This window comes from Capnocytophaga cynodegmi (assembly GCF_002302475.1).
Taxonomy (GTDB): Bacteria; Bacteroidota; Bacteroidia; order Flavobacteriales; family Flavobacteriaceae; genus Capnocytophaga; species Capnocytophaga cynodegmi.
In genome coordinates this window covers 1,265,109-1,287,128 of the sequence record NZ_CP022378.1, presented here as the reverse complement: position 1 = coordinate 1,287,128, position 22,020 = coordinate 1,265,109, and the positions used below count along the sequence as shown (strand labels likewise).

Sequence of the window (22,020 nt, the reverse complement as noted above, 5' to 3'; positions counted from 1 at the left end):
GACGATTATGGGAATATTATAATATTTAAAATAAAAAAAATAGATAATGGAATTGAATTCTGATGTAAGAATCTCCATAACGGGTATGGGATCAGTTTCGGCTTTAGGAAATTCTTTAGAAGAAATCACCCAATCCTATGAAAATAATAAGACACATATTTCTGTAAATGATTCAATTCCAATGGCAAAACTTTCTGAAAGCAGCCGTTTGGAGGTTGAAAATTTAAAAAATACAACCGAAAGTTATAAGAGTTTAGATACTTCTGTTTTGTATGCTATTTGTGCTTCACGTAAGGCAGTCTCTCAGGCTGGTTGGCAAGATGTGCAATTTGGTATAAATATTGGCTCATCGCGTGGGGCGACCTCTCTTTTTGAGGAACATTATTCTTATTTTTCTAAAAATCAGAAATGTATGACTTTAGCGTCTCCTACAACTACACTCGGAAATATCGCCACGTGGGTAGGGCAGGATTTGAAAGCTACAGGATTTGAAATGTCACATTCCATTACTTGTTCAACGGCTTTGCACGCTGTGGCAAACGGAATTGCTTGGCTTAAAAGCGGAATGGAAAATCGTTTTTTGGTTGGCGGAAGTGAAGCTCCTTTAACTCCGTTTACAATCGCTCAAGCTCAAGCCTTGAAAATTTATAGTAACCTAAGAGATGATTTCCCCTGTAGGGCAATGGATATTACCAAAAAACAAAATTCAATGGTTTTGGGAGAAGGTGCTGGTGTGTTCTGCTTGGAAGAAGGAGTCAAAAAACAAAGGTTGGCTTTGATTACAGGATTAGGATTTGCTACCGAAAAGCTAACCCATAGCGTTTCGTTATCTGCAAATGGCGAATGTTTGCAAAAATCAATGCAAATGGCTTTGAAAGATACAAATTTGAAAGAAATTGATGTTGTTGTAACTCACACACCAGGAACAATAAAAGGAGACTTGGCAGAAATCAATGCAATTCGTGAAGTTTTTTCGGATAAAATACCTATTTTGACTAATAATAAGTGGAAAATAGGACATACTTATGGAGCTAGTGGAGCCTTAAGCCTCGAAATGGCAATTTTGATGCTACAAAATCAAACTTTTTATGGGGTTCCTTATATTGAAAACCAGAAAAGTGTACCTCACAAAATCAGAAAGGTATTGATTAACGCTGTAGGATTTGGCGGAAATGCAATAAGCCTACTTATTGAAAAATAGTAAGTAGGCTTATATTTTTATTTTTCAAATTCTTCCAGCTTTCCATCTTGCATAATTACGAGTGTTTTTCCTGAAAAAGGGCTTTTTACAGAAATATTCCAAAAAAATGGATTATCATTGAATGTTGCGGTTATTTTCTCTTTGAAAATGATGATTCCTTCCTTAACTTTTTTAGCAAATGCTGGTTTTTTATTTGATTTGCTGAAATGATACAAATCATACAAGTATCTTTTGATGCTTTCGTCTTTTGGAACTTCAAAATGGTCTTTTTCACCTACTTTTTTTTCTGAAAAATACACATATCCCCATAGTTCAGGCTCGTGCATACTGATTTTCCACTGAGGTGACCAAACCCAGTTATATTCTGGTAGATTTTTGCCCTTTTCATCTCTTTTTTTCTGATATTTCCCCTCATTTAGTTCGAAATCCCAATGTACACGTGAGAAATTTACTCGCCAAAATTTTCCAGTAGGAATGTTATTCTGCATATGTGCTTCCCGCATTGCCGCCCACGGAATAGCTATTTCAACGCACCAAAACTTATCAATATCGGTAGGAGTATTTAGCGTTCCTTCGATATGAACAGCTGTTTTCAAGCCGTTTATGTCCCAACCGTCAAGTACCTTATTTCTTTCACGATATGGTTTTGTTAAGAATAAATCCCAAACCGTATTCAGAGCATTTATTTCAAATTCATAATAGTTATGCGAATCATTGTCAGGGTCTAAGAAAATTTCGAAATCATTATTATGATAAATAACCGTATCACGTTGCTTAAGTGTAGCCCAAATATGGGGGTCTTCCATTTTTGCAAAGAAATAAAAGTATTCATCGTCATAAAGCATTTTTAGATTGGTTTTAAGATATGGAATTTTTTTTCCTTCAATATCAATAAAATCATCTGTAAATTCCGCTGATTTCCAAGATTTTTCTCCATCTTTGCCATCAATCTCTATTTTTTCAGTAGTTCGATAAGCTACATACGATTTTGGTTCAGGCTTTGTTTGAGCAAAGACACTCAGGCTGAATACAATCCCTAAAAATGTAAAAAATTTTTTCATCATTGTTTGGTTAAATTTTTGTTTTGTATATGTTCATAATTTGCTTAAAAACAGACTCATCAGTAAATTTATGAGCATATTCAAAGCCTTTTTCAATCATAAATTCTCGTTTCTTTTCGTCAGAAAGAATACTCAAAATAGCTTGTTTTATTTCTTTAGAAGCATTGTTTAAATCAATATAGATGGAATGTTCGCCACCAGCCTCAGGAAAGCAACTTCCAGAGGAAGTAATTACTGGAATTTTTGAAAATAATGCTTCGATAATTGGAATTCCAAATCCTTCAAAAACAGATGGATAACAAAAAACACTCGCCGATTGATAAATTACAGCCAAATCTTCCATCGAAACATTTTTCAGAACAAATACACGATTTTGCATTCTGTTTTCAATGCAATACTTCTCAATTTCGTTGAAATATTTTGTTTTTTTGCCTATCAAAACCAAGGAAATATCCAAATCTTTAATAGCTTTTACAATTTCTAAAGCATTTTTGCGAGGCTCTATTGCTCCTACATTTAGCACAAATTTTTTTGGAAGATTGTATTTCTGGCGAATTTGTTGTTTTTTTTCTTCCGAATAAAATTGTTTGAAAGCCTTATGGCAACCTTGATAAACAACCGAAATTTTTTGCTCAGGAATCTTCAAAAATTTGATGATATCTTGCTTTGTTTGCTTGCTAATTGCGATGATGTGATGCGATTTTTGTGCCGCGTACAAGAATTTCCAATAATGAATTTTTCTATCAAAAAACGAATACAAATGCGGATAACGAAGAAAAATTAAATCGTGTATAGTAACAATGGTTCGCGTGTTTTTATAGATGCCCAAAGGGATTTCGCCCGAGAGTCCGTGATAAATATCTAGTTTCTCTTTTTCAGATAACGAACTTATTTTCAGAGTTCTCCAGATACTTTTGAGCTTTTTCCAAAAGAATAATTTTGGTGAAATTACTTTCGTTTTTTCAGTAAGTTTTATGCGTTCATCCTTCTTTGGTTTTGGGTTGAACAGAACGAGCTCACAATCACTTTGCTCCTGCAAAATGCGAATTAAATCACGACTATAATTTCCTAATCCGCGATTGTTGTGAAAAGCTCTTTTGGCATCAAAACCTATTTTCATAAATATTGATTTTATTAAAAAATCCTGATAATATTGTCTTTCAGATAAAATAACCGAAATTTTTTGCACATAATTCCCTTCTGGATTAGTCAGCTACAAACATAATGAAATTTTTTAACAAAATCTTATTTGTTCACTAAAAAAAAATCCGTACCTTTCGCAACTAATTATTATCTGTTACGATTTATTATTTGTTAAATTAGTGAGAAACAATTAGTTGTGTATTTGGTGCTAAGCCACTGAAAAACAAACTACTCAAAAAATATTTTGTATGAAAAGGAGGTCATTTTTCAAAAAAGGAGCGTTAGCAACTCTCGGAGGTGTATTGATATCTCCATTTGATTTAAGAGCTAATGCTGTTAAAGAGGAATTTAGAGGCAAAAAAGCCAAAAACATCATCTATATGGTGAGTGATGGAATGAGTTCGGGTACACTTGCAATGGCAGACTTGTATTCAAGGCGAATTTTAGGAAAACCTTCCAACTGGATAAATCTCTACCAGCAGAATTTAGCTACGAAAGCATTTATGGATATGCAATCGCTTAACTCTGTAGTTACAGACTCGGCTGCTGCAAGTTCGTCTTGGGGGGGCGGGTATCGAGTACCGAATGGTAGGCTTAACGTAGGAGCTAACGGGGAGATGTACACACCTATCTTGCAGAAGTTCAAAGCAAGTGGAAAGAAAGTAGGTTGTGTTACTACCGTGATGATAACCCACGCTACACCAGCAGGTTTTTGTGTTAATAGCAAAGCCAGAAACGCTCAACCTGAAATCGCCGAGCAATACCTGCAACTACGATTCGATGTAATGATGGGCGGAGGTGATGATTACTTCAGTGCAGACCATAGAAAGGATAGGGAAGACTTGTACAAAGAGTTCATAAACAATGGATTTACTGTGGCCAGAGATAAAGTACAAATGCAAAAGGCTCCTAAAGGTAAGCCCCTGTTGGGTGTGTTTGATAGTCAAGGACTTCCATATTCGTTGGATTATAAGTATGACAAGGCATTACACAATCGTCCAACATTGGCTGAGATGACCAGCAAAGCCATAGAACAAATGAAAGACCACAAACAGGGCTTCGTGCTGCAAGTAGAAGGTGGTAAAGTGGACTGGGCAGCTCACGGGAACGATATTGGAGCATTGCTTTTCGACCAACTTGCATTTGATGAAGCAGTGGGCGTGGCTATTGAGTTTGCAAAACAGGATAAAAACACACTCGTAGTGGTTACTACCGACCACGGTAACGCTAACCCCGGACTGATTTATGGCAAGAATTGCAATAACAACTTTGACAATCTTCAGCATTTCAAACATACAAACGAATGGGTGCTGAACAATATTGCTCCTGATAGCTCAATGAGCTTCATAAAGGACATTATGGCAGAGAACTTTGGCAATATGAAGCTCACTGACGAACAAGCGAAAGAATTACAAGCATATTACTTAGATAAAGGCAAGGAAGATGGGCTTTATAATTACAAGCGACTACCTTTCAGGTTATTGGCAGAAATACAAAAGCAACATACATCAGTGGGCTGGATAAGTATGGACCACTCGTCTGATTATGTGGAATTGGCTATGTTTGGACCTGGAAGCGAGAAGCTAAAACCATTTATGTACAATTATGAAATGCATAACTTCTTGCTAGAGGTAGCCGAAATGGAAAACAAATACTTCAATCCTAAACAAAGCTAAAGGTTTTAAGAGAATTGATGCATAAATCCCTTTCCTTTCAAAAGGTTGTAGCCTTTGTCGGTATTGTTTTATTTGTCGGCAAACTCATTGCGTGGCAATTAACCAATTCTGACGCTGTATTTTCTGATGCTATGGAAAGTATTGTGAATGTTGTCTCGGCATTTATGGGGCTGTATTCATTGTACTTGGCAGCCAAGCCCAGAGATAATGACCATCCTTATGGGCACGGAAAGGTAGAGTTCGTAACAGCAGGTATTGAAGGTGTATTGATAGCGATTGCAGGACTACTCATCATCATTCAATCGGTTCATTCTTTGCTTACAGGCATTTCTCTGCATCAGCTGGATTGGGGAATCGGTATTGTAGGAGCAACGGCTCTTATCAACTATATAATGGGATATATATCCTGCAAGAAGGGAGAAAGGGAAAATTCACTTGTGCTTATAAGCTCAGGAAAGCACTTGCAGAGCGATACGATATCTACCATTGGGGTAGTACTGAGCCTACTACTGGTTTATATAACGAACTGGCTTTGGTTAGATGCCGTTGTAGCTCTTCTCTTTGGTGGGTACATTGTGGTTGTTGGTTATAAAATCGTTCGGAAAGCCTTAGGAGGCATTATGGACGAGAGGGACGAACAACTCTTAGCTAACATCGTGCAGGTCTTGAAAGAGAATAGATGTTCCGAATGGATTGATATACATAATATGAAAGTGCAGCAGTTTGGCTCTCATCTGCATATTGATGCACATATTACCCTTCCGTACTATTATTCTTTAAGGGAAGCACATCAGGAAATGGAGAAAGTTATCCGATTGTTATTGGAACATACTAGCAGAACTGTTGAATTTAATTTCCATATGGACGACTGCAAACCTTTCTCTTGCGAAATATGTACTATAGAATGTGCTTTACGTAAAAGACCTTTTGTAAAGAAGATAGAGTGGAATGCAAAGAATATTTCACAAGTTAAAAAACATAAATTGATAGAAGAAGCGAAGGTGTAAAACTCGTAATATATTTATCAAGTTCTATTCCAGTACTACTGAATCATTCTTTTTTGTAAGAGTAAGTTTCTTTGGTAGTGCTGGAATTTTTATAAGTAATAAAAACGTATAAGCAACTTGTGGCGACTTTTAGCTTTGTATTTTAAGACTTGTTGTCTTGTACTACTGGAAGACTATTTTGATATATTGAAGTTATTGTCTTGTGTTACTGGATAGGAGTTTTATATAGATAAACTAATTAGATAAGGCTATTTGTAAACATTTTTGACGTATTGAAATTATTTTCTTATATTTGTAGAAGTATTTAATTCATTTAAACTATAAGAATATGAAAACATTTTTAGATGTAAAATCCGTAAAATTGGAGCAACTTAATAACGATGAGTATGCTCAGTTTGTAAAAAGTGTTCTTAACTTGGTTCAGAATGCTTCTTTGGAGAAGCTAAGTGTGGAGCAAGAGGTGTATAATGCATTGCAATCCTATCACGAAAACCTTACAGAGGCTACAAGACAAAGCCGATTTAGTAATGAAACGAAAGACATTACTCAGTTGGATAGGCAACGATGTGATTATCTTATATTCCTGCTATCCTCGTTCCGATTCGAGCAAAAAAATGCTATTGCAGAGCGAAGAGAGGCAGCTGCTATGCTTCATAAGAATATGAAAAAATATTCAGGGATTCAGGCTTTGCCACTCAGACAGAAATCGCAAACAATAGAAGGTTTCTTAAAGGACATCACAAAACCTGAGTTTGAAAAGTACGTCCATACGCTGGGCATAAGCCAAACGATTACATCATTGACAGAAGTGAATAAAGAATGCCAAAAGCTCATTGAAGGACGTGCTGAAAGCCAAGTTACTAATAAGCCTATCAATACTAAGAAGGTCAGGAAAGAAGCAACGAAGTTATATCGGTATGTAACGCGATGTGCATCAAGTAGCCACGCTGTGTTTCAGTCTGCCGAAAGTGCTAACTTCATAACGTTATTGAACAAATTGATAACAGATACGATGAATGCTAATAAGCAAAGAACTACGCAGAATGCAGCAAAACCTACTTTACCAGAGAATAAAACAGAAGAAACAACACGCCAGTAAACTATGAAGATAAAAGAAAGAAGCAGAGCCCAAGAGTCCACAAGTGCCATTGAGCGTATGTATGTTACAATGCGTCATCTCTTTGCACGAGGATTTTACAAACCGATGGGCGTATCAGGAGAAGCCTTACGTGAATCGTTATTATTGCTTCGTCCAGAGATTTATGGTACCATTGCCGAGAGCAAAGCAGAACTCAATGGGCTGTCCTACGTACTTGAGCGTTTACCAGAAGGTATTGAACAATGCACGTACATTAACCTGATTTCTGATGAAGGCTACCGAAAGTCACACTTCAAGCCTATTATCCCTCCTAAAAGAAGACGTAATTGCTACAGAATAGATAGCCAACAGATGAATATCGAGATTACACGTGGTAGGTCGGATATCTATGATGCTCTTACACATTTAACTTTCTTATTTATTGAATCACAGAAAATTGCCCGAAATGTGTTGATAGAAGAAACAGGAGGTCTGTCACGCGACTGGGAGAAGCTGGAACAAGCATACAATAAAAGTAAACTTACCCAAGCAGAGCGTGAATCTACCCTCATACACATCGGGAATATATTAGGGCGTACCTTTGAAGAAGTCTTGGAGGTGTATCAATCATTTGCGACCTCCTCACAGCCTGAGCGTTTCATACATATTATATATTGGCTTGGAAAATTAGCTTTAGATGAAATACTGGAAGATAAGAAACGAGTAATTACCTTCAGTACAGTACTTCGCGAACGATTGGGTCATCATCTTCACGGCGAAATCTGGGCAGACACGATTAAAAGCACCTTATATAAAAATGGATTGCTAACACGTCCGTTACATATCATCAGTGCTAATATGCATAGTGTAATGAATAGTTTATTTGCTGAAAAGGCATTAAAAACGGAAGTAAAGGGCAAGACACGAATGGAAATCTTTGAGCTTTTGAGTAATCCTGAAAGCGAACGACTTCGTAAAAAGGTGAGTGACTATGCTCTCAGCAACGGAATGATATCCATTCCAGATACCTCAGGTACGAACATAGATGTGCAGATATTCGATACTGAGAAGATAGACCTCACGGGAACACCCTATGCACTAAGCTCAAAGGAGAAACCGGTCATTTTTGTAATGGACTACGCATTCGGGGAACAAGCCTATGAGACCATCGATGAGCTCTTGAAACCCTTTCGGACAAATGGAGAGATCCATTTTATGAATGTGGATTCTGTATCCATAATGGGGAAAGCTGGTATCTTGGAAGGAAGCAAAGGGGATTTGATGATTCCTACGGCACACATATTCGAAGGGACATCTGATAATTATCCTTTTAAGAATGAGCTAACACTGCAGGACTTTGAGAACAATGGGCTGAAGGTATTCGAAGGTACTATGATTACAGTACTTGGTACATCATTGCAGAATAAAGATGTATTAAATTACTTCCTACGCTCTACTTGGAATGTAGTAGGACTTGAGATGGAGGGTGTTCATTATCAAAAAGCAATTCAGTCAGCATCGAAGATACGTAAAAGCATTCGTGAAGATGTAAAGGTACGTTATGCTTACTATGCATCGGATAATCCGTTGGAGACAGGAAGTACATTAGCATCAGGAGGTTTGGGTACTACGGGCGTTAAGCCTACTTATTTGATAACGCTAAAAATATTGGAGCAGATATTTGCAAGTGAGTAAAGCATTACCATTTTAGTAGATTAAGCGATGTTAAAGTATCGCAGAATGTCAGTCTTCGACTCCGCTCAAACTGACAGGCGTTTCTGTTACTTATTATGATAAGAATTTATAAAATACCAGTAATGTGATACTATCGTATCAGGTATAAAAAGCAATTCTCCCTTAGGTAAAGCACTTAAGGGAGAATTTTTATATAATGTTTTTACACAATTGTCTGATAACTTTGTTAATTGAAAGTATATCGCACGGATAGTCCAGTCCTAATTGTGGTCATTGGAAAGGCAGTGGATATAGCAGATTTAGAGAAGTTATACTGCAAGTAGTATGAAGCCAGTAGGTTCTTACTTAAGTTATACTCTGCCGTAAAGTTCCCCAACCAGTTCGTTTGCCCAGCTGTCACCTGATTGTTGAATACTTCCATATTCCTGATTACAGTAAACTCATCGCGGTAGGAGAGAGTACCTTTAAGGACTAAGTCGCTCTTCAGTGTGGTTTTCACTCCTGCTACCTTAGTAACAAATCGCAAGTCCTTAATGCGATATCCCAGCCCTAATTTATATTCCTTACCGATAATCTCAGTTAAGTAATCGTTATCCAGACTGATAGATACCGTACGGTCGCGTGTTAGTTCAGCAAGTACATTAATAGAGTTTTTCATCTCCATATTAGCTCTAATAAGCGGATTAAATTGCTCCACTAAGGTAACGTTAGTGAATAGCTTTTCATTTAGGAAGTTACCAGCAGCGTTTACCTTATTCAAGTCATTCGGGTCGTATTCCAAGTTAGTTCGGAATTCGCTCAAGGAGTAACTTGCTCTATAACTATGGTCAATTGTAAACCTCCTGAATGCCTTTTTGATAGGTTCCAGACGCATTAGCCCTGTGTAAGTGATGCTCCACTCAGGTACAGGAATGTTTTTGAAAGCTCCAAGAGATACGCTATTAGCATTTTGCCCTGAATAGGCTGCTAAAAAGGCTGGTATCATTACAGACTGACTCGTTTTCCCATATCCTTTAGGGAATCCCTCACTATCCAAGTTATTGGAATCATTCAGGTTGATGCCTCGTTCAGTAGCTAAGCGTCGTGCTATGGTAATTCTGTTTTGTTTGAAACGTTCAAACCCTGCCGAATAGTATTCATCTACTTTGTCAAAGGCTGTTGCCAGTAGGTTGGTTGAAATGTTGAAGTTACCTACTTGGTTTCCTATGAGTTTGTTATATACGAAGTTCTTCACTTCAAAGGTTTCCGTATAGTTATCGGAATATTGCCGTGCAGCTTTAAGAGTAATTTGCAAGTCTGGAATAGGTTGCAAGTTTGCTGTGATGGTCAAATCCCTCTCCTTAGATTGTAAGAATTGGTCATTGAAATCTACGAAATTGGTAAGGTAGCCTCTTTTTGCCATCTCATAACGCACATCGGACTGACTTCCGAACATAAACCCAAAGGAAGGCTTGGTGGTTCCTAAAAAGCCAACGCTTTGTGTGTAACCTGGGAGCGTCTTTCCGTTAGTCTCAGCGTAGTTTACACCTATGTTTTTAATCATCGTAGCTAATGATTTCCATAGTTTCTGCTTCTCTGTCCTTGCACTTGGTTTGATGCCAATGTATCGATAGAGTTGGTCGAAGTTCATATTGGCTGTAAAATTATGTGTGTTAGCGTTCTGTAACCTGTTAATATCGTGCTTAGCCAGTTGTAACAGCGTTTGTGAACCGCGTTGCCAATCAAAATCACCTGAATACGTGTAGTTCGATTTGATGAATTGTAGGAATGGAAACTTAGAGAATGGAAGCTCATAATTTACCTGAAACTTCGAGAAGAAATGGTCTGGGTCTCCTAAATCCCAGAAATTATCCCATAAAGTGATGTCCTTGCGTGTGCCAGAAACCTCTCCGTTAGCATCGTATGTGTAGTAATTACGGATGATACTATTATTCGTAGCATTGAAGTTCACACGCAGTGAGCGAGTCAGGTTATAATTCACTCCAAATTGATAATCCATCAGGTAATTTCTTTGCTGAAGCTCAGGCATAGCCTTTTGTTTAGTAATGTCGATACCTTGAATGTACACATCTCGGAATAGTTGTTTTGAGAATGACCTTGTGATATTCGAAGAGAAAGTTACACTCGCAGGTAGCACGTTTAGGTTTAGATCAGATAACCATTGCCAGTATTTTTTGCCTTCCAAGTACTTTATCTTTTTGAAAGGCTCTAATGTTTTTGGTTCAAAGGCATAATTGTACAACAAACCTGCACGTACCCTTTGCTCGTCTTCGTATTTGAGTTCATAATCACGATGTTTTACCTCATTGTACGCATAGTTTAGGGTTAAGTTTTCAACATTGTAAAACCTTTTCTTCTGCCCTTCAGACATATTTTTCTTCACACCGATTAGGTTGATACCTCTGCGAAGAGTGAAATCCTCAGCTTGTTCTTTAATGGACTGACGCTCTTCAGCAGATTGGGCTACGCTAAGCCTGTCTTCCAAGCGAATATCCTGATAAACGGGGTCGTACTCAGGAGTGGATAACTTCTGAGAATGATTCAAAGTTACAGGAATTTGCATATTCCACTTAGGAGGAAGTAGTTTTCCTGCGTTGATGTTCATTACCACATCGTATTCCTTAGTACTTTCGATGGCTCGTTGGTTAGGAGCTTGGTCAACTGCACCAAAGCCAACGGTGTTCATACGTCCTGTAGCGGATACATTTAATAGTTCGGAGGCATTGGCATCTAATGCACCTACCATCGCCCACCCCCCGTTATTAACAAGTTCGGCTACTCGCAATTCGTTAAACCAAAATTCGCCACTTGCTGTATGTCCTGACACGTTTTTAACACCTATCATAACGGAACGTACACTACCTAAGGAAGGGTTTCCTTTTACTACATATCGGTTTTCTCCAAGTACGTAAGGCGTGTTTTCAGTAACGATGTTAAGATTTGCATCATAATATGTAGCGTTATTTAATGTTTGATTTCTCAGCCCAATAGCCTTGAGCTTAGTTAGGACTTCCATCGGAACAATCAATTCATTCTCTTTAGGCCAAATAAGCCCTTCAGAGGTAGTTCCTACAGGGGTTACTCTTAGGGGAACTTCCACTTGATAATAGTTCTCATTAAAATCCGTTCCGATTCGCATAAAGGCAACCATCTGTCCGTTATCCAGAGATTTGTTATTGTATGCCTCAGCGTGAGTGAACATCTTGATGTACTTGTACTGCCTCAAATCAAGGTTCATTACTTTGTACACAGCCCTGCTATCATACGACTCTAAGTTATCAACAATGTAAGATAGTGATTGCTCATTTTGTTCAATTAGGGTGTTATTCATATTGATTCGCTCACGATGAACTCCTGGAGGCATTCGGTATGGAATAGGGGTACGGGATTCATTCTCAATGAGGTTCACTGAATTGATTTCAGTATGTGTATTATCATCTGATGGATCGTCCAAATCACTACTCAAGGTATAGTTATAGTAACGCCAGTCGCCACGTACCAAGTCCAATGTTCCAAAACGCAATAGCATTTCCTGAGGGAAACCTGTCATATACATTCGCATATGGGTTATGGAATTGATGATATCTATCTCGTCATTAGGATTAAGAGGAAATCTGAATCCTTCACGTACCATTTTACCTTCTGCAATAGGTATCTTAAATTGAATCCAACGAGCTGATACATTTCTTCCGTTAGGAGCTTCAATAGATACATTACGGATATCATTTACGTATTTATCACTACGTGAAATATCAGGCTTGATAGGTAAGCGATATTCATAGTAATTGTTTGCCGTATTCATCGTGAAATCGGCATTAATATCTTCGTAATCAGGAACTGTTGTTGAACCTCTGTTGTTATTGCCTACTGCAACGGGAGAGTTACCCTCTGTTCCGTTATAGTTGTAATATCTATTAAGAATTCCTCCACTACGAGCTAAATAGTATTCATAATTATCCAGAGAGGGGTCGTTTGGTGACTCTGATGTATTGTTATTGTATATACTCGCCTCTTGTGAGCTTGGAAGTCCGTCCAATCCCACATCTTGTAGGGTTCTGTTCTCGCTACTCGCATCAAAAGCATATAGTAATGATTGTGCACCAGGAGTTTTTCCCCAAGAAGAAGTATTAACACTTGATGATGAAGAAAGCCCAGGCAATCCGTTTTCATATTGTTTCCGACCATCTTTTAAAACATCTTCGGAGATATTCCCTAAGTTAAAGACTAGTTCTCCTGTTCCTGAATATTCTCCTGAGGTGTATGGGTCAAGCATCCAAAACTGAATATATTCGATATTACTTTCTTGGAAATCGGAATAGGTCATTCCTCGCATAATTCCTGCCCACTTTTCATCGGCATTGGTAGCGCCAAACGCAGGGTTATTGTTATATTGTCCTTTAGCATTCGGGTAGTAGGCGAGGTCTAAAGTTGTTTGCACGAGGGTCTGTCCTTGAGCTATTTGTTGTTGAGGGAAGATTTCTTCAATGTAGATACGTCGCGTACTGTTTTTTGAAATTTCGTCACTACTAATGTCCGAAGGCTTTTGTGTAGAGTAGAATATAGGGTCGATGGTGTACCAAGCCATTTTGGCACGACCATAGCCGTTCTTCAAGTTTTCAGGGTCGTCAGGAGATGTTCCGTACAAGTTTTGAGGTTGAGAACCAGTTCCTGAACCAAATTCCAATGGTGTACTGGCTAATTTCCAAGCCAATGGCGAACGTATGTCAATGGTTATTTGGGAGGATTCGAAATCGTCTAAGTAAACAGTTGTTTCTCCGTCAAAATTGTCTCCCTTAGGAGTTCCTGGAATGAGGTAAGCAAACTCGCCCCGCAAGGAGAGATTTGAAGCAACATCTGATTTTATGGTAGGAATCCGATTCACTAAGCGAGTTAGGAAAGGAAGTTCTGTTGAATAGGTTCCTCCGAAACCAAAAATAGTATTATTTACCGATTCCTGCCCGTAACTTGTTTTCTGGGTATACGGACGTTCTCGAAGGTTTACCACAGAGGCTCCTACTATGAATTTATCGTTGAATTTATGTTCGATATTCACTCCCATAAAGCGTGTGGTTTGTCCTCCAAAAATTAGATTATTTTCCACAGAAACTTGTATTGGTAGGTTCGAAGCCTCCAAACTTGGGTTGGTAATTTCAACTATTCCTGACAGATAATCAACTAAATAATCAAGACCTTCAACCAAAATCCGTCCACCAGCAGTAACTGTAACTGAGCCACGTGGAACATTAAATGCTCCTAACGATATTCCTCTTCTACCTGATGATTTGTAACGCCCTTTGAGTTGGAATTTGTTTTTATTACCATCCATTTGGGCTTGTGTTTTGGTATTGGAATACAGACTTGGATATACGTATTTTCGTTGGTTTTCGTTGTAAGTGCTTGGATTTGAATAATCTCCTCCACCTAATGTTTTGTGTAAAAATTCCCCAAAGGGTTCTACTTTGGTAAAGAAAATCTTTCCGTATTGTTCATCAACAGTAATTCCAGGGAGAAAGTCAAAAAATCCATCTCCGCCAGGTTGTGGGTCGTTGTATTTGTTCAATCGGTCGAAATTAAACAAATTCAGTAATATTTTGTCTTCCAACCCCGAAGGCCAACTTACATCGGATACTTTTGTAATGTAGTTAATAGGCGATGGGTCAGAGTAATAGATATTCATTCTGAAGTCTTCAGGGTCTAGCTGAGCGGTTCCTAATGCGTACACGTTCTTCATCATCAAGTCCCAGATAGGATCTTTAACACTCAACCGATTACTTTTTAACATTTTCAGTACCAGTAAATTGTTCGTAATGGCATTATTATTTGCAGAAATGTTATGACTGGTAGCCGAAATACCATCATTGGCAAATTCCCCAATTTGAAATACTTGACTTCCGTAGGTATATTGATATGCAACAGCAAGTACTTCATCACTGCTAAGGGCAATATTTAGAGAAATATAACCCAACTTTGTATCTACTTTATAATCAATTCCTTCTTCAAGTTTCCGAGCATTTTCAATTACTGCATAGTCGTATCCTTGGTTTACGATTGCTGAAATACTTCCGAATCCTTGTTGCAAAGTTGCTACATCGCGAATAGCCTCAGTAAGTACTGAAGTTTTCCCAATTTGTGTTGGGTCGTAGCGGTTAGCTTCATTGGTAGGCATATCGTTTGTGGTCGAAGAAAAAAAGCCTGAGGGAGCGTTTTGGTTGATACGCGTATTTTCAGGTTTTACCTCGCCTAAATCCTGCAGGGCAAGTATGTTACGAATATTTCCTGTTCGGTTATTGCGATTAGTAACCCAAACTTCTAATCGAGTGATCTGTACTTTACTATTGATGAATGGATAATTTTCTAAAGCCTTATCATATTGATCTCGAAAGAATTGCGCTAAGAAGAAGTTTCGGTTTTCGTCATAATCCAATGCGGTAAAATCAAATTCGGTTATGGCTCCACCTCCTTGTGCTGTTACAGTTTTTCGCTCTGATTTTTGCTCAGAGAAAACTCCCGTGATGGTTGTCCTTCCAAATTTTAATTCTGTTTTAACTCCAAACAGACTTTGTGAACCTGTAATGAGAGAGTTAGACATTGGCATTGAGATGTTTCCTAACTCTATTTTCTGAATTATATCGTCCTCATTGGGTTCGTATTCTAACTTGAAAACGTTTTGAAAATCAAATGAAGCCTGTGTGTCGTACTGAGCGTTTAGAGAAAGCCTTGTACCTATTTTTCCAGTTAATCCCAAACTGATACGTTGGTCAAAATCTAATCCCCAAGTACTTCTGTTTCGTGGTGTTATGGCAGGATTATCATTTTTTGTGTAACGTAAGCCTAAATCAATTCCTACGCTTCCTTGAGGAATTATATCAATGTTTCTTCCGCCAAAAATACTCTCAAAAAAATCAGAGTTCACATACAAATCCGGAAGTAAATCACGTTGTATTTTCTTTTTTTCTTCTCCTGATTTGTTGGTATCAACGGCGTCCCATTTTTCTTTGTAATATGCCCGCATTCGTTCACGAAGTACTAAATTTTCATACTCCTTCACGGTTAGAAACATTGGAGTGGAAAGGTCATATTCACCCAGTTTTTCCGTGTAAACGTATTTATTAAGTTGTGGATTGTACGTGTATTTATGAACGATACTCTCAGGATTTTTTAGCCCGATTTTTGGGATATTATTTTTAACAGTAACGCTATCTTTTGGAATATTTTGTCCCAACAGAGGCATTGTTATTAAAAGTAGTAGATTTAGAATTTTAAAAGATTTCTTCATAATTCTATATTTTTCGATGATTTTTATTAAAAATCACGATAATTTTCAAAAATAGTTTCAATTTCTTTTTCACTAAGTGAGGTCAACTGACTTAGTTGCTCAAATGCTGTCCAAATTTCCTCACGTTCTAAAGTATCAATAGGATGTTTTTTATCAATTTGATTGAAAATTTGAATAAAATCTATCAATAAAGTTTCCTTTTCTTGAGATGTTAAGCCTTTTTTATCTAATTTTTTGTAAGAATTTGTATAGGCAGACATTGCTTTTTTTGAAATGGTAGTAGCAGTTCCTTCTCGTCCGTCCCAATTGGAGAAAGGATTGCCCAAATTGGCTTTCAACCACGTTTCTGAACGCAATTGTTTTGCTTCAAAATCAGGTAATTCGCTAAATTCTTTTTTGATTTTGTCTCCTGCCGTTTTTGGAATACTCCAAACCCAGAATTTTTCCAATAATGGGAAATCGATTCGTTGAGGAAAATCGTCAAAGCCATAAACGTTTGTAATCCAGAGACTTTTTATATTTTTCAGTTCACTAAAAAACAAAACGTTATGTAACATAGCATTTTGTCCATTAATTAACATATCTTTCACATTGGGTAAATATGTAGCGATATGGTTGATGTCCAACTTGTTTTTTACATTAGAAAAAATTCGTACTTTTCGTACATTTTCTAAACCTGAAAAGTGAAATTCAGAATTTTCTAAATTCAGCTGTAAATTTAGTAATTTTCCACTGAAAGGACATTCAATAGTTTTTAATTTCGAGAAATCACCTATTAAAATTAAACTATCGAGTAATTTGTTCAATACTAATTTTTCTACATTACTGATATTCAGAGACAAATCACGTAGATGTGTTTTTGAAATATCCACTACTTCAGGGTTATGGTTTTGTGGAAGATTCAAATTCGTTATCATTGGATTATGTTCCAAATAATCAATCAGTTCTGTGGTAAGAAAATCGCTTTCAATTTCATAACTATATCGATTTTCTTTTGTCAAATTATTGAGAAAGTCACGAGTTGGAGACTCTTTTATCCAGATTTTTGAGTATTTGTGTGTTTTAAAATTCTTTTGTACTTCTGTATCAAGTTTTTGCCAAAGATATTGTGATTCAATTTGTTGTATATTATGAATATTCCATTTATCAATTTCTTTTTCTTTTGGAATAGAAATGGGAGAGATGTTTCCTAAAAATATAGGATTAAGGTCTTCAAAATCAGTTATCCAGCCACAAAAAATTTCCTTTTTCCAATAATGATGGTCGTTGTAAAGTGGTCGCCAATCTTTGATATTTTCAATAGAGGGTTTTTCAGGTTGAAAAAGGTTGAAAACAAGTACCAAAAGTCTGTTTTCCTGATTCTTTTCAAGGATTTGACACGGAAAAAAAAGATTAAACCGCTCCAAACGGACTGTAAACACATCTCCAACTAAAAAAGATAATTCATTCATTATAAATTCTTTAATGCTTGTTTAATGATTTCTTCTACAGAAATTTCTCCCGAAGCGGATTTCACAATTTTGTCCACTACTTTTTCGGATTGTTTTCGGGCAAATCCTAAAACTTCTAATGCAGCAAGAGCTTCTTCTTTATTTGTATTTGGAGTAGTAAGTGAAACATCTTCAAAATCCTGAAGTTTGACCATTTTTTCTTTCAAATCTAAAATTACACGCTGGGCTGTTTTTGCTCCAATTCCTTTAACAGATTGAATGCTAACTACATCGCTATTTATGATAGCACTCCGTATGTGAGCAGCTGTAAGCGATGAAAGCATTGTACGAGCTGTGTTTGCTCCAACTCCTGAAACGGATAGTAATAAAACAAAAATCTCTCGTTCCGTTTTGGTTGAAAAACCATAAAGCGTATGAGAATCTTCCTTGATTTGCAGATGTGTGTATAGTTTAATAAATTCACTATCGGGTAGTGATGAAAAAGTATGTAGTGTAATGTTTACAAAATACCCTACCCCGCCACAATCTATAATAACATAGGTGGGATTTTTTTCAACGAGTTTTCCTTGTAGTTGAGTAATCACTTTACAAATTCTGAGTTTAATTTCAAACTGAACCGCTAAGGTATGAAATATATTTTTAAGCAGAAATATTTTTAATAAAAACGATTTTTTTTTATGATTTAATCCTAAAAATTTAACAATATACTATGGAAGAAATTTTTTAAATATAAAAATCATTATATTCTTTAATATAAGAAAAGTTGAGGGAAATAAAAAAAGTCTCAACAAAACTATGTTGAGACTCTTATTATATTTGAAGCTATACTATTTTGCAGGGAAAGCAACGCGGAATCCTATGTTCCCTTGCCCATCACGAGCAATGTAAGTCCCACGATTAGCAATACGGCACTTATCTTTTAGGCAAGTGTAACTTGCACCACGACGAACGCGATAAGTTCCATTTTCAGGACCTGTAGGGTTTGTTTGGTTAGCACTTGAATAATGTCCATACCAGTCAGCAGTCCATTCCCAAACATTTCCATTAACATCGTGCAATCCTAATTCATTTGCTTTTTTCTCTCCAACAGGGTGTAAAACACCACCTGAATTAGCTCTGTACCAAGCATAATCACCTATATTATCACCACTACCATCTTCATCTGCAAAAATACCATCTTGGTTTACCTTTTTACTTCCACCTCTTAAAATGTATTCAAACTCAGCTTCAGTAGGTAATTTTCCTCCTACCCACTCAGCATACGCTTTTGCACCATACCAAGAAACAAGTATTACAGGATGATTTTCTTTCCCAGCTGTTACAACAAAAGTGTCCCCTTCTTGTTTAATATCTCTACCTTGATACCATTTTTTTCTATCTTCGGTTTGATTTCCTTTTGCTGTTAGGAATTTAGCATACTGAGCATTGGTAACTTCGTACTTACTTACTTTAAAATCACTTACCGTTACCTTGTGTTGAGGTCTTTCGTCCCACTGGCTTTCCTTGTCTTTAGTTGGGCTACCCATTATGAAGCTTCCTCCCTCAACAAAAACAGCATCCAATTCCTTAAGGAAAGGGTTCAATGTTTCTGTACTTGGCGTTTGAGGTGCTTCATTTTTAGGCTCTTGCACTCCTTCTATTGGCTTTTGTGTTATTTCCTCGTCTTTTTTGTTACAACTAACCAGCGAAATTGTAACTACAGATATTGTTGTTGCTAAAATACTTTTTGTTAGCTTTACAATGTTTTTCTTCATAAGTAAATAGTATTGAGTTATTAATAATTAATAAATTAGTAGTTAGTGAAATCAATTTTCAAAAACATTAATTTTAATGGGGCAAATGTACAAATTAATTTTACATAAAAAATCACTTAATCATAAAAAAGCTATAAACTTTAAATGTCAAAAGTTAAAATGTTTAAAATATGTACTTGAAATCGCATTTTTATTGCTTTTACGATAAGTTACAAATGCCTAAATCACAAATTGTTGTAAGAAAACATTTACTTTTTCAATTAAATTTTTTATTTTACGTCAAAAACCACACGAAAACCTAAATTGTGACGTACTCCATTAGGAGCTCTACTACTCCGATTTGCTGAACGATTGTTGTGTGATGTACAGAAAGCACTAGCACCGCGTCGTGAGCGAGCTTTGCCTTTAGCAGGACCTTTAGGGTTTGTCTTAGCTTCTTTGGAATAAGGAGCATACCAATCTGCTGTCCACTCCCATACATTTCCACTCATATCATATATTCCCAATTCATTTGGTTTTTTCTCCCCTACATTGTGTAATCGTTGCCCTGAATTTCCTACATACCAAGCTACTTCGTTGATGTTGTTACTTCCGCTCCAAGTGTAGCCTTTACTTTTTTTACCTCCTCTTGCTGCATATTCCCATTCAGCTTCTGTTGGTATTCTTCCTTTTACCCAAGAGGCATAAGCTATAGCTCCATTCCAGCTAACGAATCGTACAGGTATTTTACCCATTCCCTTTTTAGGGGTGAATACTTTTCCTTTTATTTCAAAATCTGTTCCCTGGTACCATTTTACACCATTTTCAGTCTGATTTCCTTTTGCAGACAGAAATTTAGCATACTGTTCATTGGTAATTTCGTACTTAGTGATTTTGAAACTTTTGAGGGTTACTTTGTGCTGTGGACGTTCATCACCATCGCCCAAACCAATAGGACTACCCATTAGAAATGTCCCTCCTTCCACAAAAACTAAATTTGAGTCTTCAGGCTTGGAAATATTTCCTCCAGAATTTGATTTTCCTTCTCCTGAAGAAGATGAATTTGTGATAGGATTGATTAAATCTTCTTGTTCTTTTCTGCAACTTGTTAGTGAAATGGTTGCAACGATTGCTGTTAAAACAGCAACTTTGGACAGAATTTGTTGGTAAATTATACCTTTTTGAGAGAGTTTGGCATTTTTCATTACTATATTCGAGTTGATTTATTTTTGTTATTAGGTTTCATTCCAATCAAATGAAAGTCATTCTGTTGATAGTATATGTTTTCAAACATCTACTTATTCGGGGCAAAAATATGAATAACTTTTACACAAAAAATTTTTTTTCAAAAAATTGATACACAATTAGAAATAAATTAACACTCTGATACAATGTGTTTTATAAAATAATTGATATATACAATTGACAATCAGTTGTTTGGGTTGTTATTTTGAAGAAATAAAAATGAATTATAAGAAACGTATTATAAGGTTTATATCCTACAAAAAAAAGAAGATACGCTTAAGTATCTTCTTGAATAGTGAATTAAAATATTGTTTAAAAAGAATGGATTTTAAATTGTACTTTTTTAATTTTTGTAAACGATAAATTTCTCAATTTGAAAATCATACAGAACAATATCGTAATCTAAAAGGTCATTTTTGAGAGAAGGCATTAATTTGTCGGAAAAATTCTGGGGCTCTTTCACTATACTAAGTAAATCAACTCCTGATGTTTCTAAAAAACTTCTAAATCTTCTAATAATGAAGTTGTTAAACCATCTTTCTTGAGAATCAACTTCTTGGTCTTTTATCAAATTTTCTATAAAAGCAGAAGGATTCGGCTTTACGCAAAAACTATAAGTACCTGAAGTTTCGATAGCTACAGACTTCAGTTTATCGTCTTCGAGAGGAAAGGGATATAACGTTGTCCAGTTTTGATTGTTAAACGTAGCAGTATTGATGAAATAAACCTCTGCCTCAAATGATGAGTTGTGGTTGCATTTCCATCCCTTCATTGTTGCAAAAATTGGCATATTAGATGCTACTAATTTGTGCTGTCCACACCCATAAATATCAGCTAATCTTCCTCCACTTACCAAAGCTGCGATTTGTGTTTTATCAACAACAAGCTTCGCTCCGTTCTTTATCGTAGCAGGAGATGAAAAAATGTTCCATAATTTGTTTTCGTTCTCTGTGCATTTTATTACATCAATGTTTCGATGTAAAAATTTCAATTCGAGAGATTTAATTTTACCAAGCAAATCCATAATTCCGAAAATATTAGTTAATAAACGCCCAGACAGCCAACGATTGTGAACTGAAACTACCAGACACAACCTTGAACTTATCTATGCAATGTGAAAATCAATTTCTATAAAAAAAAGACTCAAATTTGAGTGCTAATCTCTCGGTACAAAACTACCCCAATCAGTAATCAAACTCTTGTAAAAAATTTAATTTTATTTGTATAAATCACGCATTAACATTTCAAAAATTTGTACAAATCACGCATATTTCATATGTAAGTTATTTGTAATCAATTATTAATGAATACAAGTCAAGCTCATAAACTAAGCCTTAACAAACAAGATAATCGTGTTATTTATGTATGAGAAATTAATAAAATCGAAGTCTTTTTGAATTTGAAAAACTACCAATGTTTTTATCGCTAAACTATATTATAGTTGGAAAAATTTT

At 36.3% G+C, this 22,020-nt stretch carries 13 protein-coding genes; 5 read left to right on the top strand and 8 right to left on the bottom strand.

The annotated features are described in order from the left end of the window. The first annotated feature begins 46 nt into the window (after positions 1 to 46). A complete protein-coding gene (locus tag CGC48_RS05670) occupies positions 47 to 1,201 on the top strand; it encodes a beta-ketoacyl synthase N-terminal-like domain-containing protein (protein WP_098028809.1) in 1,155 nt (384 codons plus the stop codon). Between the two features lie 17 nt (positions 1,202 to 1,218). Here the strand turns inward: CGC48_RS05670 and CGC48_RS05665 are convergent, their stop codons facing one another. Both CGC48_RS05665 and CGC48_RS05660 read right to left on the bottom strand, forming a co-directional pair. Next, positions 1,219 to 2,265, bottom strand: coding sequence for a carbohydrate-binding family 9-like protein (locus tag CGC48_RS05665; protein WP_098028808.1), 1,047 nt, complete (start codon positions 2,263 to 2,265; stop codon positions 1,219 to 1,221). A gap of 7 nt (positions 2,266 to 2,272) precedes the next feature. Beyond that, positions 2,273 to 3,382, bottom strand: coding sequence for a glycosyltransferase family 4 protein (locus CGC48_RS05660; protein WP_098029768.1), 1,110 nt, complete (start codon positions 3,380 to 3,382; stop codon positions 2,273 to 2,275). A gap of 271 nt (positions 3,383 to 3,653) precedes the next feature. Between CGC48_RS05660 and CGC48_RS05655 the strand changes: the two genes are divergently transcribed. From CGC48_RS05655 to CGC48_RS05640, 4 genes are all read left to right on the top strand, one after another. Then, positions 3,654 to 5,081 carry an alkaline phosphatase gene (locus tag CGC48_RS05655; protein WP_098028807.1) on the top strand — a complete coding sequence of 476 codons (1,428 nt, stop codon included), beginning with the start codon at positions 3,654 to 3,656 and terminating at the stop codon, positions 5,079 to 5,081. Between the two features lie 17 nt (positions 5,082 to 5,098). Beyond that, positions 5,099 to 6,088: a cation diffusion facilitator family transporter gene (locus CGC48_RS05650; RefSeq protein ID WP_098028806.1), complete on the top strand. Its 990-nt coding sequence runs from the start codon at positions 5,099 to 5,101 to the stop codon at positions 6,086 to 6,088. 328 nt (positions 6,089 to 6,416) lie between these two features. After that, complete coding sequence (locus CGC48_RS05645; protein ID WP_098028805.1) at positions 6,417 to 7,187, top strand: DUF6261 family protein; 771 nt, start codon at positions 6,417 to 6,419, stop codon at positions 7,185 to 7,187. A 3-nt stretch (positions 7,188 to 7,190) separates the two neighbouring features. Continuing rightward, positions 7,191 to 8,861, top strand: coding sequence for a DUF6909 family protein (locus tag CGC48_RS05640; protein WP_232780574.1), 1,671 nt, complete (start codon positions 7,191 to 7,193; stop codon positions 8,859 to 8,861). A 226-nt stretch (positions 8,862 to 9,087) separates the two neighbouring features. Here the strand turns inward: CGC48_RS05640 and sov are convergent, their stop codons facing one another. From sov to CGC48_RS05610, 6 genes are all read right to left on the bottom strand, one after another. Then, on the bottom strand, positions 9,088 to 16,092 hold the full coding sequence (sov, locus tag CGC48_RS05635; protein WP_232780582.1) for a T9SS outer membrane translocon Sov/SprA: 7,005 nt from the start codon (positions 16,090 to 16,092) through the stop codon (positions 9,088 to 9,090). Between the two features lie 71 nt (positions 16,093 to 16,163). Next, positions 16,164 to 17,588, bottom strand: coding sequence for a hypothetical protein (locus tag CGC48_RS05630; RefSeq protein WP_098028802.1), 1,425 nt, complete (start codon positions 17,586 to 17,588; stop codon positions 16,164 to 16,166). Then, the gene (gene ruvA, locus CGC48_RS05625; protein WP_098028801.1) at positions 17,588 to 18,172 is read right to left on the bottom strand and encodes a Holliday junction branch migration protein RuvA; all 585 of its coding nucleotides are present in this window, start codon (positions 18,170 to 18,172) and stop codon (positions 17,588 to 17,590) included. The genes CGC48_RS05630 and ruvA overlap by 1 nt, the downstream gene beginning before the upstream one ends. A 243-nt stretch (positions 18,173 to 18,415) precedes the next feature. Further along, a complete protein-coding gene (locus CGC48_RS05620; protein ID WP_098028800.1) occupies positions 18,416 to 19,342 on the bottom strand; it encodes a formylglycine-generating enzyme family protein in 927 nt (308 codons plus the stop codon). A gap of 269 nt (positions 19,343 to 19,611) precedes the next feature. Next, the gene (locus CGC48_RS05615; RefSeq protein ID WP_098028799.1) at positions 19,612 to 20,526 is read right to left on the bottom strand and encodes a formylglycine-generating enzyme family protein; all 915 of its coding nucleotides are present in this window, start codon (positions 20,524 to 20,526) and stop codon (positions 19,612 to 19,614) included. 383 nt (positions 20,527 to 20,909) lie between these two features. Continuing rightward, positions 20,910 to 21,557 carry an SPFH domain-containing protein gene (locus tag CGC48_RS05610; protein ID WP_157909873.1) on the bottom strand — a complete coding sequence of 216 codons (648 nt, stop codon included), beginning with the start codon at positions 21,555 to 21,557 and terminating at the stop codon, positions 20,910 to 20,912. Positions 21,558 to 22,020: the final 463 nt, after the last annotated feature.